This window comes from Yinghuangia soli (genome assembly GCF_021502675.1).
In the GTDB taxonomy this organism is placed as follows: Bacteria; Actinomycetota; Actinomycetes; order Streptomycetales; family Streptomycetaceae; genus Yinghuangia; species Yinghuangia soli.
The window spans coordinates 142,869-165,925 of record NZ_JAKFHA010000010.1; the positions used below are offsets into that span (position 1 = coordinate 142,869).

Here is a 23,057-nt window from a genome sequence, read left to right on the forward strand (position 1 = left end):
GTGGAGTGGGCCGCCGCGTCGTCGCGGCGGGTGCGGGTCCGGTCGGCGGGTGTGCGGTCCGGGAGGTCTGCATGACCCCCGCGGCCCGTGCTGTCCTTGCGGTCCGTGGGGGCCATGCGGGCCTCGCTTCCTTCGGTGCCTGCCGGGTGCCTGCCGGGCCTGCCGTAGGTCCGCCGGGCGCCTGTGCCGGCCGCCGGTCCGGCGGCCGTCCGGCTTCCTGGGGACCACCTTCCGGCGGGCCCCTCTCGGCGGGCTCACGGTCCGCTCACGGCGCTCTCCGCGGCACTCACGGGCGCTGGGCTACGGTGCTGCCATGCGTTTCGGAGTCCTGGGTCCGCTGGAGGTGCGGACCACCGCGGGCACCCCGGTCTCCGTCGGCGAACCCAAGGTCAGGGCGCTGCTGGCCGACCTCGTGGTGCATGCCGGCCGCCCGGTCGCCGTCGACCGGCTGCTCGACGACCTGTGGGGCGAGGACCTGCCGGGCCGGCCCGGTCCGGCGCTGCAGACCAAGGTGTGGCAGCTGCGCCGCACACTGGAGGCGGCCGAGCCGGGTGCCCGGGAACTCGTCGTGTCGCGCGCCCCCGGCTACCTGCTGGCGACGGCCCGCGACGCGGTCGACGCGCTGCTCTTCGAAGACCTCTGCGCGCAGGCCCGCGGCACCGCTGATCCGCAGGCCAGGACGGCGCTGCTGGGCCGCGCGCTCGGGCTGTGGCGGGGCGCGGCGTACGCCGACTTCGCGGACGCCGAGTTCGCCCGGTCCGCGAGCCGGCGGCTGGAGGAGCTGCGGCTGGTCGCGCTGGAGGAACTTGCCGAGGCGCGGCTCGGACTCGGCGAGCACCACGTGCTGGCCGGCGAACTCGCCGACCTGGCCGCCGAGCACCCGCTGCGCGAGCGCCTGCACGCCACGTACATACGTGCGCTGTACCGGGCGGGCCGCCAGAGCGAGGCGCTGGAGCGGTATGCGGCGCTCCGCGAACGCCTGGCCGACGAACTGGGCGTGGACCCCGGCCCCGGCCTGGCCGCGCTCTACCAGGCGATCCTGGAACAGGACCCGGCCCTGGACGCGCCGCAGGTGCCGGCCCCGGCCGCCCCCATGTCCCCGGCCGCCGCCCCGGCCCCGGCACCCGTCCGCGAACCGGGAGCGGCATCGCTCCCCGAGACGGCCGCCCGCACCGCACCGCCCCGCGCGCGCGGCAATCTCCCCGCGCCGCTCACCGGCCTCGTCGGCCGCTCGGCCGACCGCGCCGCGGTACGCAGCCTGGTGGCACCCGCCGCCCCCGACGCCGATGCGGACGCCGAAGGCTCCGCCGCGCGCCTGGTGACCCTCACCGGCCCCGGCGGCGTCGGCAAGACCCGCCTCGCGCTGGCCGCCGCGGGCGATGCCGCCGACGCCTTCCCGGACGGCACATGGCTGGTCGAACTGGCCGGCCTCGACCGCTCCGCGCGCGCCGGAGCCCAGGTTCCGGCCGCGGACATCGCCACCGCCGTGGCCGCCGCCCTCGGCATGCGCGACGACACCCGGACCCGGGCGTCCCGCACGCCCTCGTCCGCCGACCCGATGGACGGGCTCGTCACGGCTCTCCAGGACAAGCAGATCCTGATCGTCCTCGACAACTGCGAGCACGTGGTCGACCCGGTCGCCGATCTCGCCGCACTCCTGCTCGGCCGGGTTCCCGGACTGCACCTGCTGGCCACCAGCCAGGAGCCGCTCGGCATCGACGGCGAACTCGTCTACGCCGTGGGTGCCTTGGCACTGCCCGAGGCGGACGTCCGCGATCTGGCGGAACTCGGGCGCTCCGATGCGGTACGCCTGTTCCTGGCCCGCGCGGCCGCTGCCGCACCCGGGTTCCGGCTGGACGCCGCGGACGTGTCCGCGGTCGCGGCAATCTGCCGCCGCCTCGACGGACTGCCCCTCGCCCTGGAACTCGCCGCCACCCGGGTGCGGGTGCTGGGCGTACGCGATCTCGCCGAGCGCCTCGACGACCGCTTCCGGGTGCTCGCCGCGGGCCGCCGCAACGCGCCCGCGCGCCAGCAGACCCTGCGTTCGATCATCGACTGGAGCTGGGAACTCCTCGGCGAACCCGAGCGCGTGGTGCTGCGGCGCCTGGCCACCCAGGCCGAAGGCTGCACACTCGACGCCGCGGAGCGCATCTGCGGCGGCGTCCTCGCCACCGAGGCCCCCGCGGCCGGCGATACCGGATCGGCTGCCCCCGGGACCGGCGTCCCCGAAGCGGACGTCCTGGACCTGCTCGCCCGGCTGGTCGACCGCTCCCTCGTCGTGGCCGCCGAACCGGCCCCCGGCGCCGGCATCCGCTACCGGCTGCTGGAGTCGGTGGCCGCGTACTGCCTCGAACGCCTCGACGAGGCCGGCGAGACGGCCGCCGTGTGGCGGCGGCACACCGCGTACTACACCGAACTCGCCGAGACCGCCGCGCCGCACCTGCGCGACCACACCCAGCGCCAGTGGCTGGAGCGCCTCGACACGGAGACGGCCAACCTGCGCAACGCGCTGGAGGCGGCGGCCCGGCACGGCGACGCGACGTCGGCGCTGCGCCTGGCCACCGGTCTCGGTTGGTACTGGCTCCTACGCGGCCGGCTCGGCGAGGCCCGGCGCTCGCTGGACGCCGCCCTGGCCGTCCCGGACACCGGTGCCGCCCCCGAACTGCGTGCGATGACCGTGGTCTGGCGCGCCGCCTACGCCCTGCACTCGGGCGCGCCCGACGGCCTGGTCCTCGCGGAACATGCCGTCACCGTCGCGGAGTCCATCGCCTCGCCGCGCGACCAGGCGAACGCCCTGTGGCTGCTGGCCTTCACCCTGTACGGCTCGGGCGACCTGGACGGCAACCACGAACGCGTCGGCCGCGCGCTGGCGCTGTTCGAGACGCTCGACGACCGCTGGGGCACGGCCGCGTCGCTGTCCGTCCTCGCCGGGCACGCCTTCATCCGCGGCGATCTCCCTCTCGCCACCCGGCAGGCCACGGCCAGTCTCCGCATATTCCGTGAACTGGGCGACCGCTGGGGCCAGTTGCGGGTCGGCGAGACGCTGGCCATGGTCGCCGAGATCACCGAGGACTACGAAGGAGCCGCCCGCGAATACCGCGACGGGCTGCGGATGGCCGAGGAACTCGGCCTGTGGACGGACGCCTCGTACAAGTGGTCGGGCCTCGGGCGGATCGCCCTGCTGACCCACGACTACGCCAACGCCGACATCCTCCACGAGCGCGGAAGGCTGCTGGCCGTCGAGCACGCGCACAAGCGCGGCGAGCAGTTCGCCGAGATCGGCCTGGCCCTCAGCGCCCGGCGCCAAGGGCGGCTGGACGACGCCGAGGCGCACCTGCTCAAGTGGCTGGACTGGCTGCGCGACGTGTACGGCGAACTCGGCATCGCCCTGGTGATGGCCGAGTTGGGCTTCATCGCCGAACAGCGCGGCGACGCCGGCGAGGCCCGCCGCCTGCAGCGCGAGGGGTACGACGCCGCGCGGGCCACCGGCGACCCCCGCTCGCTGGCCCTCGCCTTGGAAGGCCTGGCCGGTGCGGAAGCGCTGGCCGGGGGGTACGCGCACGCCGCCCGCCTGCTCGGCAGCGCGGCGGCCGCCCGGGAGTCGGTCGGCGTGCCGCTCGCCAAGGCCGAGAGCGGCGACCTCGACCGCATCACCGCGGCCGCCCAGGCCGCCCTCGGCAAAACGGAGTTCGACCGCCTGCTCGCCTCCGGCCGCGCCGAGTCCCCGGACGGCATCGTCCGCGAACTGCCGTTCGGCTGAACCTCCGCGCCCCCTGGGACCGCTCCCGGGGCCCGTCCCCGCGCCCCGACAGCGCGGGGACGGGGGTCAGGAAGCGGCCAGCCAGTCGGCGAACGCCGGTCCGGCGAGCAGGGCGTCCGCACCCGGGAGCAGGGCGCCGCTCTCCAGCAGCTTGCGGTCCGGGGTGTTCGGGTCGCTGACCTCGACCACCTCCACGGCCTCGCCGCGGTGCGCGAACACGAGCCGGGCGGCTTTGGCGAGGCTCTCCTCGCGCGGTCCGGCGATCTCCGGGAACGGCATGCGGGTCGAACCGGCCGCGGGCGCCGGGCCGTTCGCCAGGTCCACAAGGGCCTGCGCGACCGCCGAGCAGGCCACCAGCTGGGTGCGCATGACCGGGACGTACGCGGTGCCGCCCTGGCGTCCCCAGCTCACCAGCAGCTCGACGAACTCGTGGAACTGCGCTGCGCGCAGGATCTGGACCGGGAGCGGCCCGCCGGCCAGGGCCTTCTCGTGCGCGACCTTGGCGAGGTTGTAGCCGCCCTCCGATGCGTCGATGCCGATGATCGAGACCGACACGATGCGCTCGACGCCCGCCGCGGCGCCGTACTCGTGCAGGTTGCGCGCCGAGGCGGTGAAGAACGCGATGGCGTCCTGCTCGTCCGGCGACGGCGTGCTCGCGGTGTCGATCACGATGTCCACTCCGGCAAGGGCGTCGGCGAGGCCCTCGCCGGTCACCACGTCGATCCCGGCGGACCGCGAGATCGCCACGACGTCGTGTCCCTGCTCGCGAAGGATGCGGGCCACGTGGCTGCCCAGGCGGCCGGTCGCGCCCGCCACGGCGATCTTCTTCGGCTGGACGGCCTGCGCGGCCTGCGCGGTCTGCGGGTCCTGCGTGTTCTGCGGCATGTCCGGTTCTCCGTCGGTGTGTCCGGCGGGCCGGCCCCGTTTCCCGGGGCCTTCCCGCTTCCGTTCTGCGCTGTCGAAGCATTGACGGAGCCCGGCCCGGAGATGTGACGGGCACTGCCGAGGAATTTCCGGCAGGGCTCTCGCCTGGGGCCGCGGCGGCCTGCGCAGGCGGAAGGTTCGCGGCGTCAGCCCGTGGCGCGCAGTTGCCGCAGGGTGAGCCCGGTCGTGGTCTTGCAGAGGTACTCCGCGCGTTCGTACGACAGCCGCCCGCGGCCGGTGTGCGGGCAGATGTCGCGTGCGCCCAGCGTGCGCAGGCGGGCCGGACCCGGACGCCGGTCGGAAAGGAACAGCGGCCCGCTGGTGCGCGCGCCGACGAGTTCCGCCAGCAGCGCGGCCGCCGAGGACCGCCACGCCACCCGGTGCCGGCCCGAAGTGCCGGGCAGCGCGCGGCGGTCGGCCACGTCCAGATCCTCCACGTTGAGGCCGAGCACGGCCGACACCGCGGCCTCCGACTCCCGCAGGAGCGTCCACAGCGCGCGCTCGCGCAAGGCGGATTCCTGCAGAGCCCGCCGCAGGACGTCGGAACCGCCTGGGGGTTCCCCGGGACCCGCGGCTCCAGCCGAGGAAGTTCCTTTCCTCCTGGACGAGTTGTCGCGCCGCCGCACGAGCCGGGCGTCCAGGTGCGGGACTTCGGCCCAGGCGCCGAACGACCCGACCGCGGCCCGATGCCGGTTCCACGTCGCCGCCGCGGCGCTGCCCCAGGCGGTGCGGAACACGCCCGCCACCTGGTCCGCGGTCATGGCGGCCACCGGCAGGCCGTCGCCCAGTGCCAGGCGCAGGCGCTGCAGCGTCTGGCCGTACGAGCGGGCGGTGGCAGGCGGGAGTTCCTCGCGCGCCAGGAACGCCTGCGCTGCCTCCCCGAGCGTGGGTCCCTGGTCCCGGGTGCCCGGCGCTCCGGCCGGCACCGAGGCCGCGCGGCGCAGCAGGAAGTCCCGTTCCGCCGCGTTCTTCGTCAGCGCGGCGGCCCGTTCGAACTCGCGTCGCGCCTCCTCGCGGCGGCCCGACCGCAGCAAGAGGTCGCCGCGGACGCCGGGCAGCAAGTGGTAATCGCGCAGCGCCGGGTCGGCGAGGAGTTCCTCGGTCAGCGCCAGCCCGGCTTCGGGGCCGGCCGCCATGCCCACCGCGACCGCCTGGTTCAGCCGGACCACGGGCGACGGCACCAGCCGCACGAGTGCCTCGTACAGTCCGGCGATGCGCGGCCAGTCGGTCTCCTCGGCACTGGACGCCTGCGCGTGGCAGACCGCGATCGCGGCCTGCAGCACGTATGGCCCGGCCGTCCCGCCCGCGGCCCGGGCCCGGAGCATGGCGGCGAACCCGCGGCGGATCAGCAGCGGGTCCCAGCGACCGCGGTTCTGCGCGTGCAGCGGTACGGGTTCGCCGCCCGGACCGGTGCGGGCCGCGGCCCGGGAGGCCTGGATCTCCATGAGGGCGACCAGGCCGTGCACTTCGGCCTCGTCCGGGGCGGCGTCGGCGAGCAGGCGGCCCAGCCGCAGCGCTTCCAGGCACAGCCCGGGACGCATCAGGTCGTCGCCGGAGGTCGCCGAGTAGCCCTCGTTGAAGATCAGGTAGACGACTTCGAGGACCGACGCCAGGCGGTCGGCAAGCTCGGCGCCGTCCGGGAGTTCGAAGGCGACCCCGGCGTCGGCCAGGGTCTGCTTCGCGGTCGCGATGCGCCGCGCGACGAGCGGCTCGACGGTCAGGAACGCCCGGGCGATCTCGGCCGCGGTCAGCCCGCCGAGCAGCCGCAGGGTGAGGGCCACCCGGGACTCGGTGGGCAGCACCGGGTGGCACGAGACGAACATGAGGCGGAGGAGGTCGGCCGGCTCGTCGGCGGTGTCCGGGGCCCACCCGCCCGCCGGTCCGGCGTCCCGGTCCGCCTCGCGGGCCAGTTCGGCGCCGGTCTCGGCGAGCCGCCGGTCGCGCCGGATGCGGTCGACCGCCCGGCGCTTGGCGACCAGCATGAGCCAAGCGCCCGGGTTGTCCGGGACGCCCTGCCCGGGCCACTGCTCCAGGGCCGCGACCAGGGCGTCCTGGGCCAGTTCCTCGGCGAGGCCGACGTCCCGGACCATGCGGGCGAGTGCCGCGATGATCCGGGCCGACTCCATCCGCCAGATCGCGTCGACGCTGCGGTGGACGTCCGTCACCGGCACCCCGGCACCGCCGATCGGTCCCGGGTCACGGGCCGAACACCTCCTGGATCACGCTCTCGCCGTCCCCGACGATCGTGCGGAAGCGGCGGCCCAGCTCGACGGCCTCCTCCTTGGAGCGCACCTCGACCAGCGCGAAGCCGACCACGGCCTCCTTGGTCTCGGCGAACGGCCCGTCGGTGATGGTCAGCTCGCCGCCGGAGGAGACGAGCCGGATGCCTTCCGGGGCCAGGCCGCCGGTCGCCAGCAGCACGCCGGCCGCGGTCAACTCCTCGATGAAGGCACCCATTTCGGCGAACAGCTTCTCGTCGGGAGCGGTCGCGGAGGCCTTGGACATCATCAGGTAGCGCATGGGGTTCTCCGGTTTCTGCGAGGTGCTCGGCCCCGACGCCGTGCCGGGGTTGCACCGTCACGTCGTCCCGGTCCATGTGACAGGGAATGCAGTCGTTCCCTGTCTTATCAGCGGGACGACGTCTTGGCGAGTCCGAACACCGCATCCACCGCACACCCGGAGGACACCGCCATGGCGACCACGCAACTTCCCGCCCCCGCCGCCGCTGCTTCCGGCGCCGCCCGCCGGGCCGCCGCAGGCCCGCGCTTCGGTACACCGGCATCGCTCGCCTGCGCCGTGGTCGCCGGTCCTCTGTGGGTGGCGGTCTCCGCGGCCCAGGCGGCCGCCCGGGAGGGCTTCGAGCCGACCCGGCACCCGCTCAGCGCGCTGGCCACCGGGTCGCTCGGCTGGGTGCAGATCGCGAACTTCGTGGTGGCGGGCGTCCTCATAGCGGCCGGGGCGACCGGTCTGCGCCGCGCCCTGGCCGGTGCGGTCGGCGGAGTATGGGTGCCGCGCCTCGCCCGTACCGCCGGCTTCGGCATGATCGCCGCCGGGCTCCTGACGATGGACCCGGCGGACGGATTCCCGGTCGGCACTCGGGACGGCCCGCCGGAGACGCTCAGTTGGCATGCGATCGGCCACATGGCGGCCGGATCCGTCACCTTCGCCGCGCTGATCGCGGCCGGTTTCGTGCTCGGGCGGCACTACGCACGCCAGGGCCGCCGCGGCCTGGCCGCCGCCTCCCGGACCGCGGCCACCGCGCTGCTGGTCGGCAACGCCTGGGCGATGAGCGGCGCGTCCGGCGGAGCGCTCGTCCTGGCCGTCGGTGCTTCCTCGATGCTGATCTGGCTGGCCGCGGCCGCCGCCCGCCTCCGCCGCACCGCCTGACCACGCCGGCGACACCTACGACACCTGCGCCACCTGCCAGGAAATGCCGCGGACGCCCGGCCGGATCACTCCGGACCGGGCGTCCGGCAGGTGCGGAAGCTCAGTTCTGGCTGCCCGTGTGACCGCCGCGGCGCACCGGCCGGCCCGCCTCCACAGGCGTGGACAAGCGTCCGTGCACCAGGAGTTCGAGGTTGCGCACGAACGCCTCGCGCTCGTCCTCGGGGATCGCGGCGAGGACGTCGTTGTGCACCGCGTCGACCACGTGCCGGCCCTCGACGGCCTTGGCGTGCCCGTCGTCCGTCACCGAGATGATCCGGGCCCGGCGGTCGGTGGGCGAGGGGCGGCGCTCCGCGAAGCCCTTCTTCTCCAACTCGTCCACGGTCAGCACCATCGTGGTCTTGTCGAGCGCGCTGGCCTCGGCGAGCTGGATCTGGGTCATCTCGCCGTCCAGCGCATGCACCAGCACACACTGCCCGCGCGGGGAGAGGTCGATCTCGCCCAGCCGCGCGGTCAGCTCGGTGGCCAGGACGTGCCCGGCATGCGAGAAGAGGAAGGTCAGGTCGGGGGCGCGCCGTTCCACGGCGGCCCGCTTCTCGCTGTGCGGTTCGGTAACCATGCAGTAATGATACCGCGGGAGTATCCATTGCGGGATGATCCCGTAGAAGATGATTTCCGAGGCGGAACGCGCGCGGGGAGGGGGCTGGCGGCAGCGGGGGGCAGGCAGGGTCAGGCGCGGGCCGCCGCGAGGTCCGCCTCGATCCCGTCCAGCAGCGCCCGCAGCCCGAACTCGAAGCTCCGGTCCGGTGCGGCCGCGTAGTCGGTGCCCGAGGCCGCCTCGATGCGGCTGCGCAGGTGCGGGAACTGCATGGCGATCTCGGCTGCCTGGGCCACCGTCTCGGCGAGCAGGGCGTCCCCGTCGGTGCCCTCCTGGGCGAAGCGCCGCCGCAGCGCGGCCTGCGCGGAGGCGCCCGAGGCGCTGCCCAGGACGTACATGAACACCGCCGCCGCGGCCTGGTCCGCCGCGGTCCCCTCCAGGCCGGCCGCCTCGTACACGGCCAGGCTGTGGTCGTCGTGCCGGGCCTTGCCCGGGCCGTAGAGCAGGTGCGAGGCCAGCGCCTGCACGAGCCACGGGTGCCGGACGAACATGGCGTGCAGATCCGCTGCCATCGCGCCGGCCGCGGTACGCCAGCCGACCGTGTCGAGGTCGGGCAGCGCGACCTCGTCCCACAGCCGGTCCGCGACCAGCAGGACCAGGTTGTCCTTGCTCTTCACGTGCCAGTAGACGGCGGTCGCGGCCGAGTCGAGCCGCTTGCCCAGGCTCCGCATGTTGAGGCCTTCCAGGCCCTCCTCGTCGAGGAGTTCCAAGGCGGTGCGGACGATCTGGTCCCGGGTCAGCTTGTCGCGCGGCATGCGCCCCACGATAGGCCGACGGCCCCGACTTGCACAAAGTTCAAGAACTACTTGCACTAAGTGCAAGTCGGGGTCCAGAATCCACTTGAACAAAGTGCAAGTGGAACGGCGCAGGCCCTGCGCCCGGCAGAGGAGACCCTCGATGAACGTTCTGGCCGCGGTACTCCAGCTCCTGGTCGGGCTCGCCTTCGTGAGCATCCCGGTGGTCCGGCACCGCTACGGCGCCGCCGCGAAAGACGGCGCCGAGGCCGAGCTGGAGCGCCAGGGCGTCCCGGTCTCGGTGCTCGCCGACAACAAGCTGAGCTTCGACGCGAGCGGCCACGAGACCGCCGCCCCCGTCACCGTCGCCGCCGTCATGGCGGCCCTGGCCGGGCTCAACCTCGCGGGGAACGACTGGGGCCGGATCCTGACCTGGGTGTTCCAGTCGATCGTGCTGGTCGGCAACTTCCTGATCATTTACAGCAACCGCACCGCGGTGCAGTCGGTGACGGCGGCGTTCGCCCGCAAGGGCGACCCGATGCTCGCCCGCGTCGACGTCGCCGCCCTCCTCAAGGCGGCCGAGGACGGCTTCCCCGGCTGGGTGAGCCGCCTGCAGACCGCCCGGCACACCGTGGTCATCGGCGGCTCGGTCGTCGCGCTGGCCGCGACGATCGCCGCCTGACCCCACCGCAGCCGGAGAGGCCGCGGACGCGGTCCGCGGGTCAGCCCCAGGTCGTGCCGGCCGGTTCCCGGATCGCGGAGTTGAGCCGGTTGAACAGGTTCGTGACGCCGATCAGCAGCAGCAGTGCGGCGACCTCCTCCTCGTCGAAGTGGTCGGCCACCTCGTCCCAGAGCCCGTCGGGCACCGGCTCTTCGGACCGGTCCGCGAGGCGTGTGACGGCCTCGGTCAGGCGCAGTGCGGCCCGCTCCGCGTCGGTGTAGAAAGGCGCTTCGCGCCATGCGGCCGCGGAGGCGATCCGCTCTGCACTCGCCCCCGCCTTGGCGAGGTTCTGGACATGCGCGTGCACGCATGCGCTGCAGCCGTTGATCTGGCTGGCGCGCAGGCCGATCAGCTCCTGGAGTTCTTCGGGGATGCCGCCCTGCTCGACGGCCCGGAACAGGCTGCCGATGCCCTTGATGCCGTCCGGCAGCACAAAAGCCGGGTTCTTCATCCGTGCCTGCATGGAAATCCTCCGGGGATTCGCGGGGTGAGGGGGTGAAGTCGGGTCCGCCGAAAGGGGATCCGGATGCCTCGATCCTCGGCGGGTGCGGTCCGGATGATCAACGGCCGATCCGGCCGTACAGCAATAACCGTGGAGTTATCGAAGGGTGGGGCCTGCGGTGGAACTGCGGGAGATCGAGATATTTCTGGTGCTCGCCGAGGAACTGCATTTCGGCCGCACCGCGGAGCGCCTGCACGTGTCCCAGGCCCGGGTCAGCCAGGTCATCAAGAAGCAGGAACGCCGGATCGGCGCTCCGCTGTTCGAGCGCAGCAGCCGGGCCGTCGCGCTGACCCCGCTCGGCCGCCGGCTGCGCGAGGACCTGCGCGTCGCCTTCGACCTGGTCCAAGGGGCGCTGGCCCGCGCCCGCGCGGACGGGCAGGGCCTGCGGGGCACGCTGCGGGTCGGCTTCATGGGCGCCCTGGGCAACGAAATGCGGTACCTGATCGACGAGTTCCGCGAGCGCCACCCGGACTGCGAGGTCGAGTCCGTGGAGTTCGGCTTCGGGGACCCGTTCGGCCGCTTGCGCGCGGGGGAGATCGACGTCCAGCTGATCTGGCTGCCGGTCCGCGAACCGGACCTGTCGGTGGGCCCGGTCGTGCTGACCGAGGGCCGGGCGCTGGCCGTGCCGTCGTCCTCCGACCTCGCGCTCCGGGCCTTCGCCACGCTCGAGGATCTGGCCGGCCGCCAAGTCCTCGACCTCGGCGACGCGGTGCCCGACTACTGGGTCGAGGCGATGCTCCCGCGGACCACCCCGGGCGGCCGCCTGATCCCCCGCGGGCCGTTCGTCCGCACGTCGCTGGAACTGCTCACCCTCGTCGCCGACGGGCAGATCGTCAGCCCGGTCGGCGAGCACGTCTCCTGGTACTTCCCGTACTGCGGCGTCGTCTACGTGCCGTTCCGCGACGCCCCGCGCACCGAATGGGCCCTCGTATGGACCGCCGCCGACCACGGCGCCCACGTGCACGCGTTCGTACGCCTCGCCCGCGAACTGGGCATCCGCCGCATCGTCCACCCGGACGCCGACCGCCGCCCCGCCGAGGAATCCTGAGCGCCCGCCGAAGCACCGCAGTGCTCGCGGACCGGGTTCGCGGGCACACCACAGAAGCCCAGGTCGCGCGTCAGCGTGTCAGCGTGTCAAAAAGCGGCCATCCGTCGATCTCGGTCTCGTTCCGCCCCGCCGCGGGCAGTCCGAGCGCGTCGGCCGCATCGACGAACCTCCGCACCACGCCCGGTTCGTGCAGGTTCAGGGCAGCGTCGGCGGACCCCACCAGGCCCGAGTGCGCGTAGCCGCCGGACGCGAACCGCCCACCCCGTTCGGCGAACACCAGCCGCAGGACCGCGGGGGAGCCTTCCCGGCGCAGGGACAGCACTTCCTGGCACGGCGGATGCCGGTGGTGGACCGACCACAGCCATACCTGTGCGCCTATGCGGAGCTCTCGCCTCCGTGCCTTCCCCATGGGGTGACCCTAGGCCTTGGCCGTCCGCGGGTCAGCTCACTGCAGCGATGCCGAAACGGCGCTCCTCGATCAGGTCCATGTGGCGGGTGCCCCAGACGCCCAGTGCGTCCAGCGCGGTGTTCAGCTCCTGGCCGAGCGCGGTGAGCGAGTACTCCGCCATCGGCGGCACCTGGTGGTAGATCTCGCGGTGCACGATGCCGTCGCCTTCGAGCTCGCGCAGCTGCTCGATCAGCTCTCTCTCGGTGATCCCGGCGACGTCCTTCTTGAGCTCGCCGAAGCGGCGCGGCTCGGCGTGCAGGGCCCTCAGGACCAGGGCCTTCCACTTGCCGCCGACGACGTCGACGGCCGCCTCCAGCCCGGAGCTGTAGTGGCGTCCCCGCATGAGTTCCCCTCGTTTGCCGGTACGTGGGCATCTGTCCGCCCCCGACGGGTTTCGACACTACATCGGCGTCCGGCGGACCCTCATGGCGGTCCCGGTCCGTGCGCCGCCGTGGCGGCTGGGCCTCGGGGGGCCCGGGGCGGACAATGTCCGACATGCGGAAATCGACGGCCGCCCTGGGCAGTTCCCTGTTCTTCGCGGCGGCGCCGGGGGTCGTGGCCGGCGTGGTGCCCTGGCTGCTGACCGATTGGCGGTCGGGGGCCGCGGGAGACCCGGACGGCTGGATGGCCACCCCGATCCGGGCCGCGGGCGGCCTGCTGCTGGCCGTGTCGGCGGCCGTCCTCGTGCATGCGTTCGCGCGCTTCGTGCGCGAGGGGGTGGGAACCCCGGCGCCGGTCGCGCCGACCGGGCGCCTCGTGGTGGGCGGGCTCTACCGCTATGTGCGCAATCCGATGTACCTGGCGGTGGTGGGCGCGGTGGCCGGCCAGGCGCTGCTGCTCTGGCGGCCGGTGGTGCTGGGGGCGTACGCGGCGGGTCTGGCCGCGCTCTTCGCGTGGTTCGTGCGCTGGTACGAGCAGCCCGCACTGCGACGGCAGTTCGGGGCGGAGTACGAGGCCTACTGTGCGGCGGTGCCCGCCTGGCGGCCCCGGACGCGTCCGTACCGGGAGCCGTGAGGGGCGGGCGCGAGGCCTGCCGCGGGGGCGGGTGTCAGGCGGCGCGCAGGCCGCGGCGGCGCTTGGGGGTGTGCCGCAGATGGTGCCGGACCGGGGCGTTCGCGGGATCCGGGGCGGCGGGCACGGCGGCCGCGACCGGTTGGAGCGGGATCGGAGTCGGCAGCGGATCGGAGACCTCGTCGGCGGCGCTCGGGGCGGGTGCGGGATCCGCGGCCGGGGACGGCGCCGGATTGCGTTTGGAGCCGAGTGCCGAAGGGCCGAGCATGCGGTCCTCGAACCACGCGAGGCCGGGCAGGAGACCGAACATCGCTATCGGAGCCAGGAGGGCGAAAACGAGGTACATGTGCGCCGCCTGAGGTCGGGGGTGAAGGCGGTCTCCGAGCCCGAAATGGCGGGCCGTGCGACTGCCTTGGTGCCGTGCCGTTACTTCTGACGACTAACCGGGATCGACTAGGCCAAACGTGTCAATTAGGCAAAGGTCGCTCTCGGATAGTGCTCATGTGCGATCTGTTTCGATCGTAAGTGGACACGCCGGATCTTTCCTGGCGAGATGGGCCCTCCCGGGTGACGTTCGAACAGGGTTGCGGGCGTGTCGCAGATTGTCGACTTAGCGTGAGCAGATGACTGCATATCGTGACCATTTCGCCGGCCTTCCGCGGGGCGCCCGCGCCCCTCGAGTCGTGGCCCTCGTCGCCGCCGCTGCAGGGCTGTGCGGCCTGCTGGCGGCCGCACCGGCCGCGCAGGGCCGTCCCGCGATTCCGCCGCCCGAACCCGTGGACCTCTACGAGATGGTCACGCGCGACCTCGGCGCCCTCCCCGACACCGGCTACGAGGCCCCCGATGCGGCCGTGCGCGACGGGCTGCGGACCGGCCTGGACCGGGTGATCGCCCGCGACTGGCAGGGCGCCGACGACGCGCTCTACCCCCGCGGCTACTCGGGAACCGTGCAGCAGGACGTCCCCAGCGGCGTCTACTTCGGCCGGGTCTTCCCCTACGAGCACCCGACCAAGGGCTGGGGGTCGGCGTACGTGATGGGACTCGGCACCTCCGTCGCGGTCCAGGTCCCGCACCCGGGCTGCGCTCCCGGCATCGAGCGGTTCGGCGTCGAAGTGGCCCGGGGCGTACCGGAGTCCGTGCTGCTCCTGGCCGGTGCGAAGCGTTACGCGGGCGGTCCGGAGGGTGCCGCGGGGTGCACGGCTCCGGCGGTGCCCAAGGGCCCGGCCGCCGACTGCGCCGCGGCCGCCGATCCGAGCAGCTGCACCGGCACGGTGTTCCACATGTGGAGCGAATTCCTGCGCGAGCGCGCGATGCCCGCGGTCCGGCTGGACGCGCTGCCTGCCGACCTCGCGGTCGCCGATGTCGAGGTCGACCTGCCGGAAGGTGCCGAACCGACCTTCGCCGAGGCCGTCGCGGCGGCGGCGGAGAGCGGCGGCTTCACGGTCTGCCGCTCGTGGGTGGACGTCTGCCTCGGTGCCGAGGAAGGGCTGTACTCGCAGCAGGCGCTCGCCCACGGCAAGGCCGGTGCCCCGTTCGCCGCCGTGCAGGTACGCCAGTCCGTGCTCGACGTACCGGTCGACGCAGCCCTGGTGGCCAAGGCAGTTGCCACCGGAGCCCGGGAGTGGAAGGCCCCGGCCGCGCCCCCGGCTCCGGAGCCTGCGGAGCCCACTCCGTCGTCGCCCAGCCCGTCCGCGCCCGCGCCGGAGACGCCCGTTCCCGCGACCCCCGCGCGCACTCCGGAACCCGACCCCTCGACGCCGCCTGCCGACCCGGACGACCTGGACCTGACCCGGGAGCCCATCGTGGTCACCGACCTGCAGATGGTCTTCCCGTTCCACTCCGAAGGCCCCGCGGACCACACCCGGGCCCGGCGCCGGTAGCGGGGGCCCACGCACCGATCGCCGCCGCCGATCCGCCCGAGGCCGCAGGCCGTCGCTGAATCCCGTGCCGCCGAGAAGGCAGCTGCCGCTGACCGGCGTGCCGCTTCCCCGCTCACCGCCCGGCCGCGCCCGTCCCGCCTGCCGTCTGGCCTCGCCTGCCGTGCGAGGGGAACAGCCCGCCCTGCAGTGGAGAAGGCGGGCCTCGCCGCTGCTGCCGCCCGTCCCGGTCGGGGGGACGCGCACCCCGATCCCCGTCGCTGACCCGCTCGAGGCCATCGACCCCCGCCGCTGAACGCCGCGCTGTGGCCCGCGGTCTCGGCTCCTTCAGGCGGCCCTACCCGCCCTGCCCCGGTCGCTGACCGGCGACGCGCCGACCGGCTGTTGACGATGCGTCAGCAACGGGCGACGGTGGGGTGGTGAAGATTCGCATAGGTGTGGGGCTCGGGCCGCGGGCGGCCGACGACGAGATGTCCTTCGGCGGGCTCGTCGACTGGTGCGAGAAGCTCGGCGTCGATTCGCTGTGGCTGCCCGACAGCGTCACGTCCGACCTGCCCGATCCGCACGTCGGCATGGCGTTCGCCGCGGGGCGGACCGCGCGCCTCAAGCTCGGCACCGGGGTCTCCGTGCTGCCCGGCCGGAACCCGGTCGCGGTCGCCAAGGAGCTGGCCACGCTGGCCGATCTGGCACCGGGGCGCATCCTGCCCGCGTTCGGCGTGCAGCACGCGCGGGCCTTCGAGCGCCCGCTCTTCCCGGTGCCGGGCCGTCGCGGTGAGGTGTTCGACGAGGCACTGGCCCTGGTCCGCCGCCTGCTCGACGAAACCGATGTCACCTTCGAGGGCGCCCACTTCCGGTGCGCCGGGATCACCGTCCGGCCGCGTCCCGGACGCCGCCTGGACCTGTGGCTCGGCGGCAGCGGTCCGGCCGCGCTGCGCCGTATCGGGCGGCTCGCGGACGGCTGGCTGGCCGCCGGGGTGACGCCCGCGGAAGCGGCCCGGGGCCGGACCGCGATCGAGGCGGCCGCCGCCGAGGCGGGCCGCATCGTCGAGGACGACCACTACGGGCTGAGCCTGCCGGTGGCCTTCGGCGACTACCCCGCGGCCCTGCTCGGCGCGCTGCGCGAGCGGGCGCCCGAGGCCGATCCGGCCGACCTCGTCCCGGTCGGGTGGGCGGCCGCCCGCCGCATGATCCGGGCCTGCGTGGACGGCGGGATCAGCAAGTTCGTGGTGCGCCCGGCCACGCCGCCCGTGTCCTGGGCGGCGTTCCTGGACGAATTCGCGCAGGAGCTGGGCCCGCTGGAGACGTGACGCGCGGCCCCAAGCCGTGCCGTAAGGCCGGGCGTACGCTGATCACGGACGAAAGAAGCGTTTCCCTGAAGCAGGCGAAGACCGCATAACTGCTGGCTGTGCCCAGGTTCCCGCCGAGGCCGCTTCCTATTGCTCAGTGACAGACCTGAGACAAACGGAGTGCAACCCGAGGTCCTGCTGATCGCGTCAATCGGGCAGAACCAACTCGGGATCGCCATCTCGGGTCACACCACTCGGGATATCCCGGGACTGAGCTTGTGCCGGGCACAGGAAGGCTGGAAGGACTTGAAGAAGACGCGCATATCCGTGGCTGCGGCGGTCGCTGTCATATTGGCTGCGTCCGCGTGTACGTCCGGATCGTCCGACAAGGACACGGACGCCAAGGGCAAGGCGGGGACCAGCAGCTCGGCACCGGCCACCGGGGCGTCGACTCCCGCGGAGACGCCGACGACCGGGGCCCCGAGCAGCTCGCCGACGTCGATCCCCACCACCGCGGCGCCGAGCAGCACCTCGGCCAAGCCGACGGCGACCAGCGCCAAGCCGTCCGCCAAGTCCACCAGCGCCAAGCCGTCGACGAGCAAGCCCGCGACCACGAAGCCGGCCACCACGAAGCCGCCGGCCAAGCCGGCCGGCAACCTCGACCCGCGCTGCATGACCGGGCGCGCGATGTGCATCGACAAGACCACCCGCAAGCTCACCTGGGTGATCGACGGCGTGCCGCAGTACGGCTTCGAGGTGCGCTTCGGCTCCAAGGAACTGCCCACCCGCGAGGGTGCGTTCCAGGTGAACTCGAAGTCCCGGGACCACGTCTCGACGATCTACCACACGCCCATGCCGTACGCGATGTTCTTCAGCGGCGGCCAGGCCGTGCACTACTCGCCCGACTTCGCCGCGAACGGGTACAACGGTGCTTCGCACGGCTGCGTCAACGTGCGCAACAAGCCGCTGATCCAGAAGCTCTTCAACGAGGCGCGGGTCGGCGACAAGGTCATCGTCTACCGCTCCTAGTACGTCCAGTACTTCCCGTACTCCCGGTACCTCCAGCACGTCCGGTACTTCTGCATCGCGGTGCCGCCGACGGCACCGGCAGCACCGCGCATTGCCGAAGGGGGCGGGGCCGATGGCCCCGCCCCCTTCGCGTGCCCGCCGCGGGTCAGCGCCCGAGCACCGCGTCCAGGTGGCGCCGCGCGTCGGCGAAGAACGCCGGGGCGTCCGCGGGCCCGGCGCAGAACGCCTGGATGGGGAGCTGCAGCGCGGTCGCCCCGGCCGCGATGACCTCCGGCGCCCCTTCCAGGGTGCGGGCCAGGTCGAACTTGCCGTCCTCGCCCTTCACCATCGGCACCGGCCCCTGCACGCGCAGCGCCGCCGGGTCGCGGCCCGCGTCGGCCAGCGCCTGCCGGATGGTGGCGACGTCGCGGCCCATGTCGGCGGTGGACAGCCCCATGATCGGGATCCAGCCGTCGCCGGACTCCACGATGCGCGCCAGGTTGCGCTTGTTGAGCGTGCCGCCGATCCACAGCGGGACGCCGCCCGGCTGCACGGGCTTCGGCATGAGGTACGTGTCGGTGAAGTTGACCGTCTCGGACTTGAACGCCGCCGGGGTCTGCGTCCACAGCGCCTTGCACGCCGCGATGGTGTCGGTGAGCAGCTGCCCGCGCCGGTCCCAGTCCAGGCCCGCCGCGTCGTACTCCTCGCGCTGCCAGCCGACCGCGACGCCGAGGTCGAGGCGGCCGCCGCTGATCTGGTCCAGGGTGGCGGCGGTCTTGGCGAGCAGCGCGGCGCCGCGCAGCGGGGCGATGAGGATGCCGGTGGCGAGGCGGACGCGCGAGGTCACCGCGGCGATCGCGGAGAGCAGCGTGAGCGGTTCGGGCCACTCGGCCTCGGGCGGCGTGGGGAAGCGGCCCCACACGTACTTGTCGGTGTGCGGGCCCATGACCACGTGGTCGACCAGCACGATGCGGTCGATGCCGGCGTCCTCGGCGGCCCGGGCGACATCGAGGAAGCCGCGCCAGTCGCCGCCCGGCCAGGTGCCGAAGTTGGGCAGGCCGATGGAGAGTTGGACGTCGTCGGTCATGGCGTACTCCTGACTGTCGGGGGCTTCGCGGGCGGCTGCCCGCTCCGTGCGGCGTCGACGGCGGCGTCGCCGAGCGAGGCGCGCGCCAGCTTCTCGAAGGACGGCGCGCTGCGCAGTTCGTTGCCGCCGTCGACCGCGATGCTCTGGCCGGTGGTCCACGAGGACTCCGGGCCGGCCAGGTAGCGGACGGCTTCGGCGATGTCCTCGGGGAGGCCGGTGCGGCCGAGGGGCTTGTTGGCGAGGAACTGCCCGAGCAGCTCCTCGTCGCGGAAGATGCGGGCGTCCTCCTGGGAGCGGACCAGGCCGGGGCGTACCGCGTTGACCCGGACGCCGACCGGGCCGAGTTCGTCGGCGGCCACCCGGACCAGGGCCTCCAGGCCCGCCTTGCCCGCCGCGTACCCGGCCAAGTACGGCCAGGAGAGCTTGGCCGCGGTGGTCGAGACGGCGACGATCGCCCCGCCGCCGGACGCGGCGATCGCGGGGGCGGCGTACTTGATCGCGAGGAATCCGCTGACCGCGTTGCGGCGCAGGTCCTCGGTGAAGGCCTCGTCGTCCATCGCGAGGATCGGGGCGACAGTGCCGCCGCCCACAGTGGCGATGCAGACGTCGAGGCGTCCGGGGGAGTCCCCGCCGGATGCGGGCCGGGTCGCCTCGGCCACCGCGGCCCGGACGCCCTCGGCGGTGCAGGCGTCCGCAGCCACGTGCCGGACCTCGGCCCCGGCCGGTGCGTCGGCGCGCAGCCTGGCGGCCACCGCCGCGAGTTCGGGCTCGCGGCGGGCGCTCAGCGTCACCGAGCAGCCGTCCCGGAGCAGCCGTGCGGCGCAGGCGGACGCGATGCCGCCGCTGCCGCCGGTGATCAGCGCCATCCGCCCGGCGAGGGGGAGCGGCGGGGGCGGGGAGTCCATGCGCGGGCCTTTCTGACGATCCGTCAGCACATGCAGAACGTTATACCGCAAATATTTCGAGCTGTAATCATTCGCACTCGCACGATAGGCTGCGCGGCCATGGAGACCCGCGCGGACGGCGCCGACGAGAACCTGCCCGGCCTGACGCCGCTGCTCTACGCGGCCACCGCACGGCTGGACGCGCACTTCGCGGCCTGCGCCTCGGCGGTCGGGCTGACCGCCTCGCAGGCCAATGCGGTCTACGAGCTCGCCGAACCGGCCGGCATGCGCGAACTGGGCCGCCGCATGTGCTGCGAGCCGCCGAACGTGACCTTCGTGGTGGACCGGCTGGAGGAGCGCGGACTCGTACGCCGCGGCCCGCTGCCCGGCGACCGCCGCGCCAAGCAGGTCGAGCTGACCGCCGAGGGCCGCACCCTGCGCGCCGATCTGCTGGAGCGGCTCGCCGTCGACCCGCCGCTGCGCGGCCTCGGCGATGCGGACCGCCGCATGCTCCGCACCCTCCTGGTCCGCGTGCTGGCCGAACCGGACCCGCTGCTCGCGGCCGCCGCGGTGCGCGAGACAAAGTGATGGATTGCGTCCAGCATCTGGCTCTCTCCGGCGCCCGACACTAACCTGACGATCCATCAGGCACGGGGCGCCCGCAGGGCTGCGGGCGTGGGAACAGGAGACAACGGCATGGCTGTGTTCGCGCTTCGCTTCGACTTCCGCAATCCGGCCTTCGCCGGCACCAGCATGGGGGAGCGCTACGCGGCCGCGCTGGACATGGTCAGCTGGGCCGAGCGCCTCGGCTTCATGATGGTGACGCTCTCCGAGCACCACGCCTCCGAGGACGGCTACCTGCCGCGCCCGCTGCCGATGGCCGCGGCCATCGCGTCGCGCACCGAGAACATGATGGTCACCATCGCCGCGATCCCCGCGCCGCTGCACGACCCGCTGCACATGGCCGAGGAGCTCGCGGTCGTCGACCTGATCAGCCAGGGCCGCGTCAGCGTGGTCCTCGCGAACGGGTACGCCGCGCACGAGTTCGCGATGTTCGACCGGTCGCTGAAGGACCGCGCCAAGCTCACCACCGAGATGGTGGCGACGCTGCGGGCCGCCTGGACCGGCGAGCCGTTCGAGTTCCGCGGCCGGACCGTGCAGGTCACCCCGACCCCGTTCCAGTCCGGCGGCCCGGCCATCATCCTGGGCGGCAGCGTCGAGGCCGCGGCCCGCCGCGCGGCGCGCATCGCGGACGGCTTCATGCCGTCCAACCCGGGCCTGTGGGAGTTCTACCGGGACGAGAAGCTCAAGCTCGGCCAGGAGGACCCGGGCCCGTACTTCGGCGGCGACACCGGGTTCCTGCACCTGTCCAAGGACCCCGACGCGGACTGGGAGCGCATCGCGCCGTTCGCGATGCACGAGGTCAACGCGTACGGCGCGATGATGGCCGAGGCGGGCACCAGCGGGGCCGGCGGCTACACGAGCGTGGACAGCGTGGACGAGCTGCGCAAGACCGGGCAGTACCGCGTGATCACCCCCGAGCAGTACGTCGACGAGCTGAAGGCGATGGGCGACGCCGCGTTCGGGCTGTTCCACCCGATGATGGGCGGCATCCCGCCGCAGCTGGCCTGGGAGAGCCTCAAGCTGCTGGAGACCGAGGTCATCCCCAACCTGTGAGCACCGGCCGCGGCCCGCACGACCGGGTCGCGGCGTCCTCATGCGCGCAGTCACTCGGGCGGCCGGGACACTCGGCCGCCCGAGTGACTGCGCGCCACTAGTGTTACTAATCGTCTTCCTGAGGCAACCCTCTGCCACGGAGCACCCCAGCGCGGGCCGGCGCCCTTCTTCGCCGGCCCCGGGCGCATCCGGTGGCGGACCGGATGCGCGGCAGTGCCCCCGGCAGCCGGTCCACGGGCTCGGCTCAGCTGCTGGGGGCGCCGCCGATCAGGTCCTTGCACTTGTCCCACGCCGTGCGGTGCCCGGGCGGGAACCGGCGCAGTGCCTTCGCGTGCTTGCGCGATCCCTCGGGATACCGCCAACGCGCCCACGGCGAATCGGGTTTGGCGATGCGCACCGAAGAGACCCAGGCGACGAACGGCACCAGGATGCCGATCAGCCCGGTGGCCACCTTGCCCTTGAAGATCGCGACCAGCGCGAAGGCCAGGTTGACCACGACGACCCCGGCGATCTCCGGCTTGCTGTCCCCGCTGCCCACGTCGAACGGGTTCGCGCCGAGCATCATGAGCAGGCCGAGCGCGGCCGCGATGAGCACCGCGTCGACCGACTTGCGGCCCTCCGCGGACCAGTAGACGTCGTCCAGGTGGAACCACAGCGCGTATTCGTCGAGGGTGAGCGCGGCGCCCGCGCCGAACGCCGCGGCCAGCGCCGCCCGTCCGACCCCGCCCGGCTCGTATGCGAACTCCGCGGCACCCGAGATCAGCATCAGGAAGATGCCCCACACCTGGTGGTGGATGTGCAGCGTGCCGCCGCCGAACGTGACGTTGCGGAACGGGCCTTTGCCGGCCCGGATCAGCCGCGTCACCATCCGGGTGAGCACGAAGGTCACGATGAACGCGCCCAGCATCCAGCCGATCGCGTGCCGGACCGGAAGGCTGTCGCTCGCGACCGCCTCGGCCGCCGCTGCGGCCCCGTGGTGCACCTGCAGTTCCCTCTCCTTGCCTGTCCGGACTGCGGCGGCTTCCGCTGAACTTTCTGATTCGATGCCGTTCGTACATGATCGGTGGAGCCGGTCCGCACACCGCCGCGGACACGGCCGCGCCGCCAAAAACGGCGCAACACCACACGCGAGGAGTGCCGGGCATGTCCCTCCCCACCACGTCCACGACCGTCGGCTACCCCGCGGGGGACATCGCCGGGAAGTCCGAGGTCCTCGCCGTGCCGGTGCTGCCGGACGGCCGGTGGGCGGTCGTGGTGGCGGACACCCCGTTCCACCCGCTCGACCACACCTGGCCCGACCAGCCCGCCGACACCGGCACGCTCACCGTGGCCGGCCGGACCTACCCGGTCGCCGACTGCCAGACCGGCGGCGTGGGCCCGGAGGGGGAGTTCGCGGTCGCCGCGGACATCCCGGTACGCCGCGGCGACGAGACGTGGGCCTGGCTGGTCCTGCACGTCGTGGACCCGGCCGACGGGGTGGACCCGGCCTCGCTGGTCGGCGCGCAGGCCGAGCTCGCCGTGGACGCCGACCGCCGCGCCGCGCTCAGCGCCGCGCACACCGCCTGCCACCTGATGGCGTTCGCGCTCAACGAGGCCCTGGCGCCGCGCTGGCGCAAGGAGGTCCGCACCGACGCGCTGGGGCGCCCGGACTTCGACAACCTCGCGATGGACACCTCGAAGATCTTCACGTGGGAGAGCCGCGACGACTACCGGATCGGCAAGTCGCTGCGGAAGAAGGGCTTCGGCAGCGAGGACCTGGCGGCGGACCTGGACGCGGTGCGGGACCGGACCAACGCCACCCTGGCCGGCTGGCTGGCCACCGGGGCGGAGGTCCGCCTGGACGTGCCGGACCCGGCGCTGACCGCCCGCCGCGTGTGGCACTGCGCGCTGCCCGAGGGCGACGCGCACATCCCGTGCGGCGGCAGCCACGTGCACAGCCTGGCCGAGCTGGAGTCGGTGGTCGTCGACCTGGCGCTGTCCGAGGACGGCACCGAGTTCACCGTCCGCACCAAGGTGACGGCCAAGGGCTGACCGCCCGGGTGCGTCCG

General features: G+C 73.6%; 24 protein-coding genes. 11 read left to right on the forward strand and 13 right to left on the reverse strand.

The genetic code is table 11. The features are described from left to right. Nucleotides 1-313 precede the first annotated feature (313 nt). On the forward strand, nt 314-3,760 hold the full coding sequence (locus tag LZ495_RS18970; protein WP_235053509.1) for an AfsR/SARP family transcriptional regulator: 3,447 nt from the start codon (nt 314-316) through the stop codon (nt 3,758-3,760). Nucleotides 3,761-3,826: 66 nt separating this feature from the next. Here the strand turns inward: LZ495_RS18970 and LZ495_RS18975 are convergent, their stop codons facing one another. The 3 genes from LZ495_RS18975 to LZ495_RS18985 form a co-directional block, all read right to left on the reverse strand. Continuing rightward, complete coding sequence (locus LZ495_RS18975) at nt 3,827-4,645, reverse strand: SDR family oxidoreductase (RefSeq protein WP_235053510.1); 819 nt, start codon at nt 4,643-4,645, stop codon at nt 3,827-3,829. Between the two features lie 185 nt (nt 4,646-4,830). Next, a complete protein-coding gene (locus LZ495_RS18980) occupies nt 4,831-6,849 on the reverse strand; it encodes a DUF6596 domain-containing protein (protein WP_235053511.1) in 2,019 nt (672 codons plus the stop codon). A gap of 31 nt (nt 6,850-6,880) precedes the next feature. Next, on the reverse strand, nt 6,881-7,204 hold the full coding sequence (locus tag LZ495_RS18985; RefSeq protein ID WP_235053512.1) for a YciI family protein: 324 nt from the start codon (nt 7,202-7,204) through the stop codon (nt 6,881-6,883). A 171-nt stretch (nt 7,205-7,375) separates the two neighbouring features. On the opposite strand from LZ495_RS18985, the gene LZ495_RS18990 reads away from it, so the two are divergent. Beyond that, nucleotides 7,376-8,071, forward strand: coding sequence for a DUF998 domain-containing protein (locus LZ495_RS18990; protein WP_235053514.1), 696 nt, complete (start codon nt 7,376-7,378; stop codon nt 8,069-8,071). A 100-nt stretch (nt 8,072-8,171) separates the two neighbouring features. Here LZ495_RS18990 and LZ495_RS18995 read toward each other — a convergent pair whose 3' ends face one another. Both LZ495_RS18995 and LZ495_RS19000 read right to left on the reverse strand, forming a co-directional pair. Continuing rightward, nucleotides 8,172-8,687: a MarR family winged helix-turn-helix transcriptional regulator gene (locus LZ495_RS18995; RefSeq protein WP_235053516.1), complete on the reverse strand. Its 516-nt coding sequence runs from the start codon at nt 8,685-8,687 to the stop codon at nt 8,172-8,174. 110 nt (nt 8,688-8,797) lie between these two features. After that, nucleotides 8,798-9,481: a TetR/AcrR family transcriptional regulator C-terminal domain-containing protein gene (locus LZ495_RS19000; protein WP_235053518.1), complete on the reverse strand. Its 684-nt coding sequence runs from the start codon at nt 9,479-9,481 to the stop codon at nt 8,798-8,800. 142 nt (nt 9,482-9,623) lie between these two features. On the opposite strand from LZ495_RS19000, the gene LZ495_RS19005 reads away from it, so the two are divergent. After that, a complete protein-coding gene (locus LZ495_RS19005; protein WP_235053520.1) occupies nt 9,624-10,142 on the forward strand; it encodes a hypothetical protein in 519 nt (172 codons plus the stop codon). Nucleotides 10,143-10,182: 40 nt separating this feature from the next. Here the strand turns inward: LZ495_RS19005 and LZ495_RS19010 are convergent, their stop codons facing one another. Beyond that, a complete protein-coding gene (locus LZ495_RS19010) occupies nt 10,183-10,644 on the reverse strand; it encodes a carboxymuconolactone decarboxylase family protein (RefSeq protein ID WP_235053522.1) in 462 nt (153 codons plus the stop codon). A gap of 157 nt (nt 10,645-10,801) precedes the next feature. Here LZ495_RS19010 and LZ495_RS19015 point away from each other — a divergent pair, with 157 nt between their 5' ends. Beyond that, nucleotides 10,802-11,731, forward strand: coding sequence for a LysR family transcriptional regulator (locus LZ495_RS19015; RefSeq protein ID WP_235053524.1), 930 nt, complete (start codon nt 10,802-10,804; stop codon nt 11,729-11,731). Nucleotides 11,732-11,801: 70 nt separating this feature from the next. Here LZ495_RS19015 and LZ495_RS19020 read toward each other — a convergent pair whose 3' ends face one another. Together LZ495_RS19020 and LZ495_RS19025 are read right to left on the reverse strand one after the other, a co-directional pair. After that, nucleotides 11,802-12,140 carry a hypothetical protein gene (locus tag LZ495_RS19020; protein WP_235053525.1) on the reverse strand — a complete coding sequence of 113 codons (339 nt, stop codon included), beginning with the start codon at nt 12,138-12,140 and terminating at the stop codon, nt 11,802-11,804. A 31-nt stretch (nt 12,141-12,171) separates the two neighbouring features. Next, complete coding sequence (locus LZ495_RS19025; RefSeq protein WP_235053526.1) at nt 12,172-12,522, reverse strand: winged helix-turn-helix transcriptional regulator; 351 nt, start codon at nt 12,520-12,522, stop codon at nt 12,172-12,174. Between the two features lie 152 nt (nt 12,523-12,674). On the opposite strand from LZ495_RS19025, the gene LZ495_RS19030 reads away from it, so the two are divergent. Further along, nucleotides 12,675-13,193 carry a methyltransferase family protein gene (locus tag LZ495_RS19030; RefSeq protein ID WP_235053527.1) on the forward strand — a complete coding sequence of 173 codons (519 nt, stop codon included), beginning with the start codon at nt 12,675-12,677 and terminating at the stop codon, nt 13,191-13,193. 34 nt (nt 13,194-13,227) lie between these two features. Here the strand turns inward: LZ495_RS19030 and LZ495_RS19035 are convergent, their stop codons facing one another. Continuing rightward, on the reverse strand, nt 13,228-13,536 hold the full coding sequence (locus LZ495_RS19035) for a hypothetical protein (protein ID WP_235053528.1): 309 nt from the start codon (nt 13,534-13,536) through the stop codon (nt 13,228-13,230). Between the two features lie 277 nt (nt 13,537-13,813). On the opposite strand from LZ495_RS19035, the gene LZ495_RS19040 reads away from it, so the two are divergent. Beyond that, a complete protein-coding gene (locus tag LZ495_RS19040) occupies nt 13,814-15,070 on the forward strand; it encodes a hypothetical protein (protein ID WP_235053530.1) in 1,257 nt (418 codons plus the stop codon). A gap of 416 nt (nt 15,071-15,486) precedes the next feature. Beyond that, nucleotides 15,487-16,374: a TIGR03854 family LLM class F420-dependent oxidoreductase gene (locus LZ495_RS19045; protein WP_235053531.1), complete on the forward strand. Its 888-nt coding sequence runs from the start codon at nt 15,487-15,489 to the stop codon at nt 16,372-16,374. 224 nt (nt 16,375-16,598) lie between these two features. Here LZ495_RS19045 and LZ495_RS45305 read toward each other — a convergent pair whose 3' ends face one another. After that, nucleotides 16,599-16,997, reverse strand: coding sequence for a hypothetical protein (locus tag LZ495_RS45305; RefSeq protein WP_372498596.1), 399 nt, complete (start codon nt 16,995-16,997; stop codon nt 16,599-16,601). A 28-nt stretch (nt 16,998-17,025) separates the two neighbouring features. Here LZ495_RS45305 and LZ495_RS45310 point away from each other — a divergent pair, with 28 nt between their 5' ends. Then, nucleotides 17,026-17,382 carry a L,D-transpeptidase gene (locus LZ495_RS45310; RefSeq protein WP_372498597.1) on the forward strand — a complete coding sequence of 119 codons (357 nt, stop codon included), beginning with the start codon at nt 17,026-17,028 and terminating at the stop codon, nt 17,380-17,382. Nucleotides 17,383-17,527: 145 nt separating this feature from the next. Here the strand turns inward: LZ495_RS45310 and LZ495_RS19055 are convergent, their stop codons facing one another. Together LZ495_RS19055 and LZ495_RS19060 are read right to left on the reverse strand one after the other, a co-directional pair. After that, nucleotides 17,528-18,448, reverse strand: a complete 921-nt coding sequence (locus tag LZ495_RS19055) for a TIGR03619 family F420-dependent LLM class oxidoreductase (RefSeq protein WP_235053534.1) — start codon at nt 18,446-18,448, stop codon at nt 17,528-17,530. Continuing rightward, nucleotides 18,445-19,353 (reverse strand): SDR family NAD(P)-dependent oxidoreductase, encoded by a 909-nt coding sequence (locus LZ495_RS19060; RefSeq protein WP_235053535.1) that lies wholly within the window; start codon nt 19,351-19,353, stop codon nt 18,445-18,447. Before LZ495_RS19060 ends, LZ495_RS19055 begins: the two co-directional genes overlap by 4 nt. Before the next feature lie 99 nt (nt 19,354-19,452). Between LZ495_RS19060 and LZ495_RS19065 the strand changes: the two genes are divergently transcribed. Together LZ495_RS19065 and LZ495_RS19070 are read left to right on the forward strand one after the other, a co-directional pair. Continuing rightward, complete coding sequence (locus LZ495_RS19065; RefSeq protein WP_235053536.1) at nt 19,453-19,920, forward strand: MarR family winged helix-turn-helix transcriptional regulator; 468 nt, start codon at nt 19,453-19,455, stop codon at nt 19,918-19,920. Between the two features lie 108 nt (nt 19,921-20,028). After that, nucleotides 20,029-21,009 carry an LLM class flavin-dependent oxidoreductase gene (locus LZ495_RS19070; protein WP_235053537.1) on the forward strand — a complete coding sequence of 327 codons (981 nt, stop codon included), beginning with the start codon at nt 20,029-20,031 and terminating at the stop codon, nt 21,007-21,009. Between the two features lie 244 nt (nt 21,010-21,253). Here LZ495_RS19070 and LZ495_RS19075 read toward each other — a convergent pair whose 3' ends face one another. Next, entirely contained in the window at nt 21,254-21,991 is a 738-nt protein-coding gene (locus LZ495_RS19075) for a hypothetical protein (RefSeq protein WP_235053539.1), read from the reverse strand. Between the two features lie 161 nt (nt 21,992-22,152). Here LZ495_RS19075 and LZ495_RS19080 point away from each other — a divergent pair, with 161 nt between their 5' ends. Continuing rightward, nucleotides 22,153-23,040: an alanyl-tRNA editing protein gene (locus LZ495_RS19080; RefSeq protein ID WP_235053540.1), complete on the forward strand. Its 888-nt coding sequence runs from the start codon at nt 22,153-22,155 to the stop codon at nt 23,038-23,040. Nucleotides 23,041-23,057 lie beyond the last annotated feature (17 nt).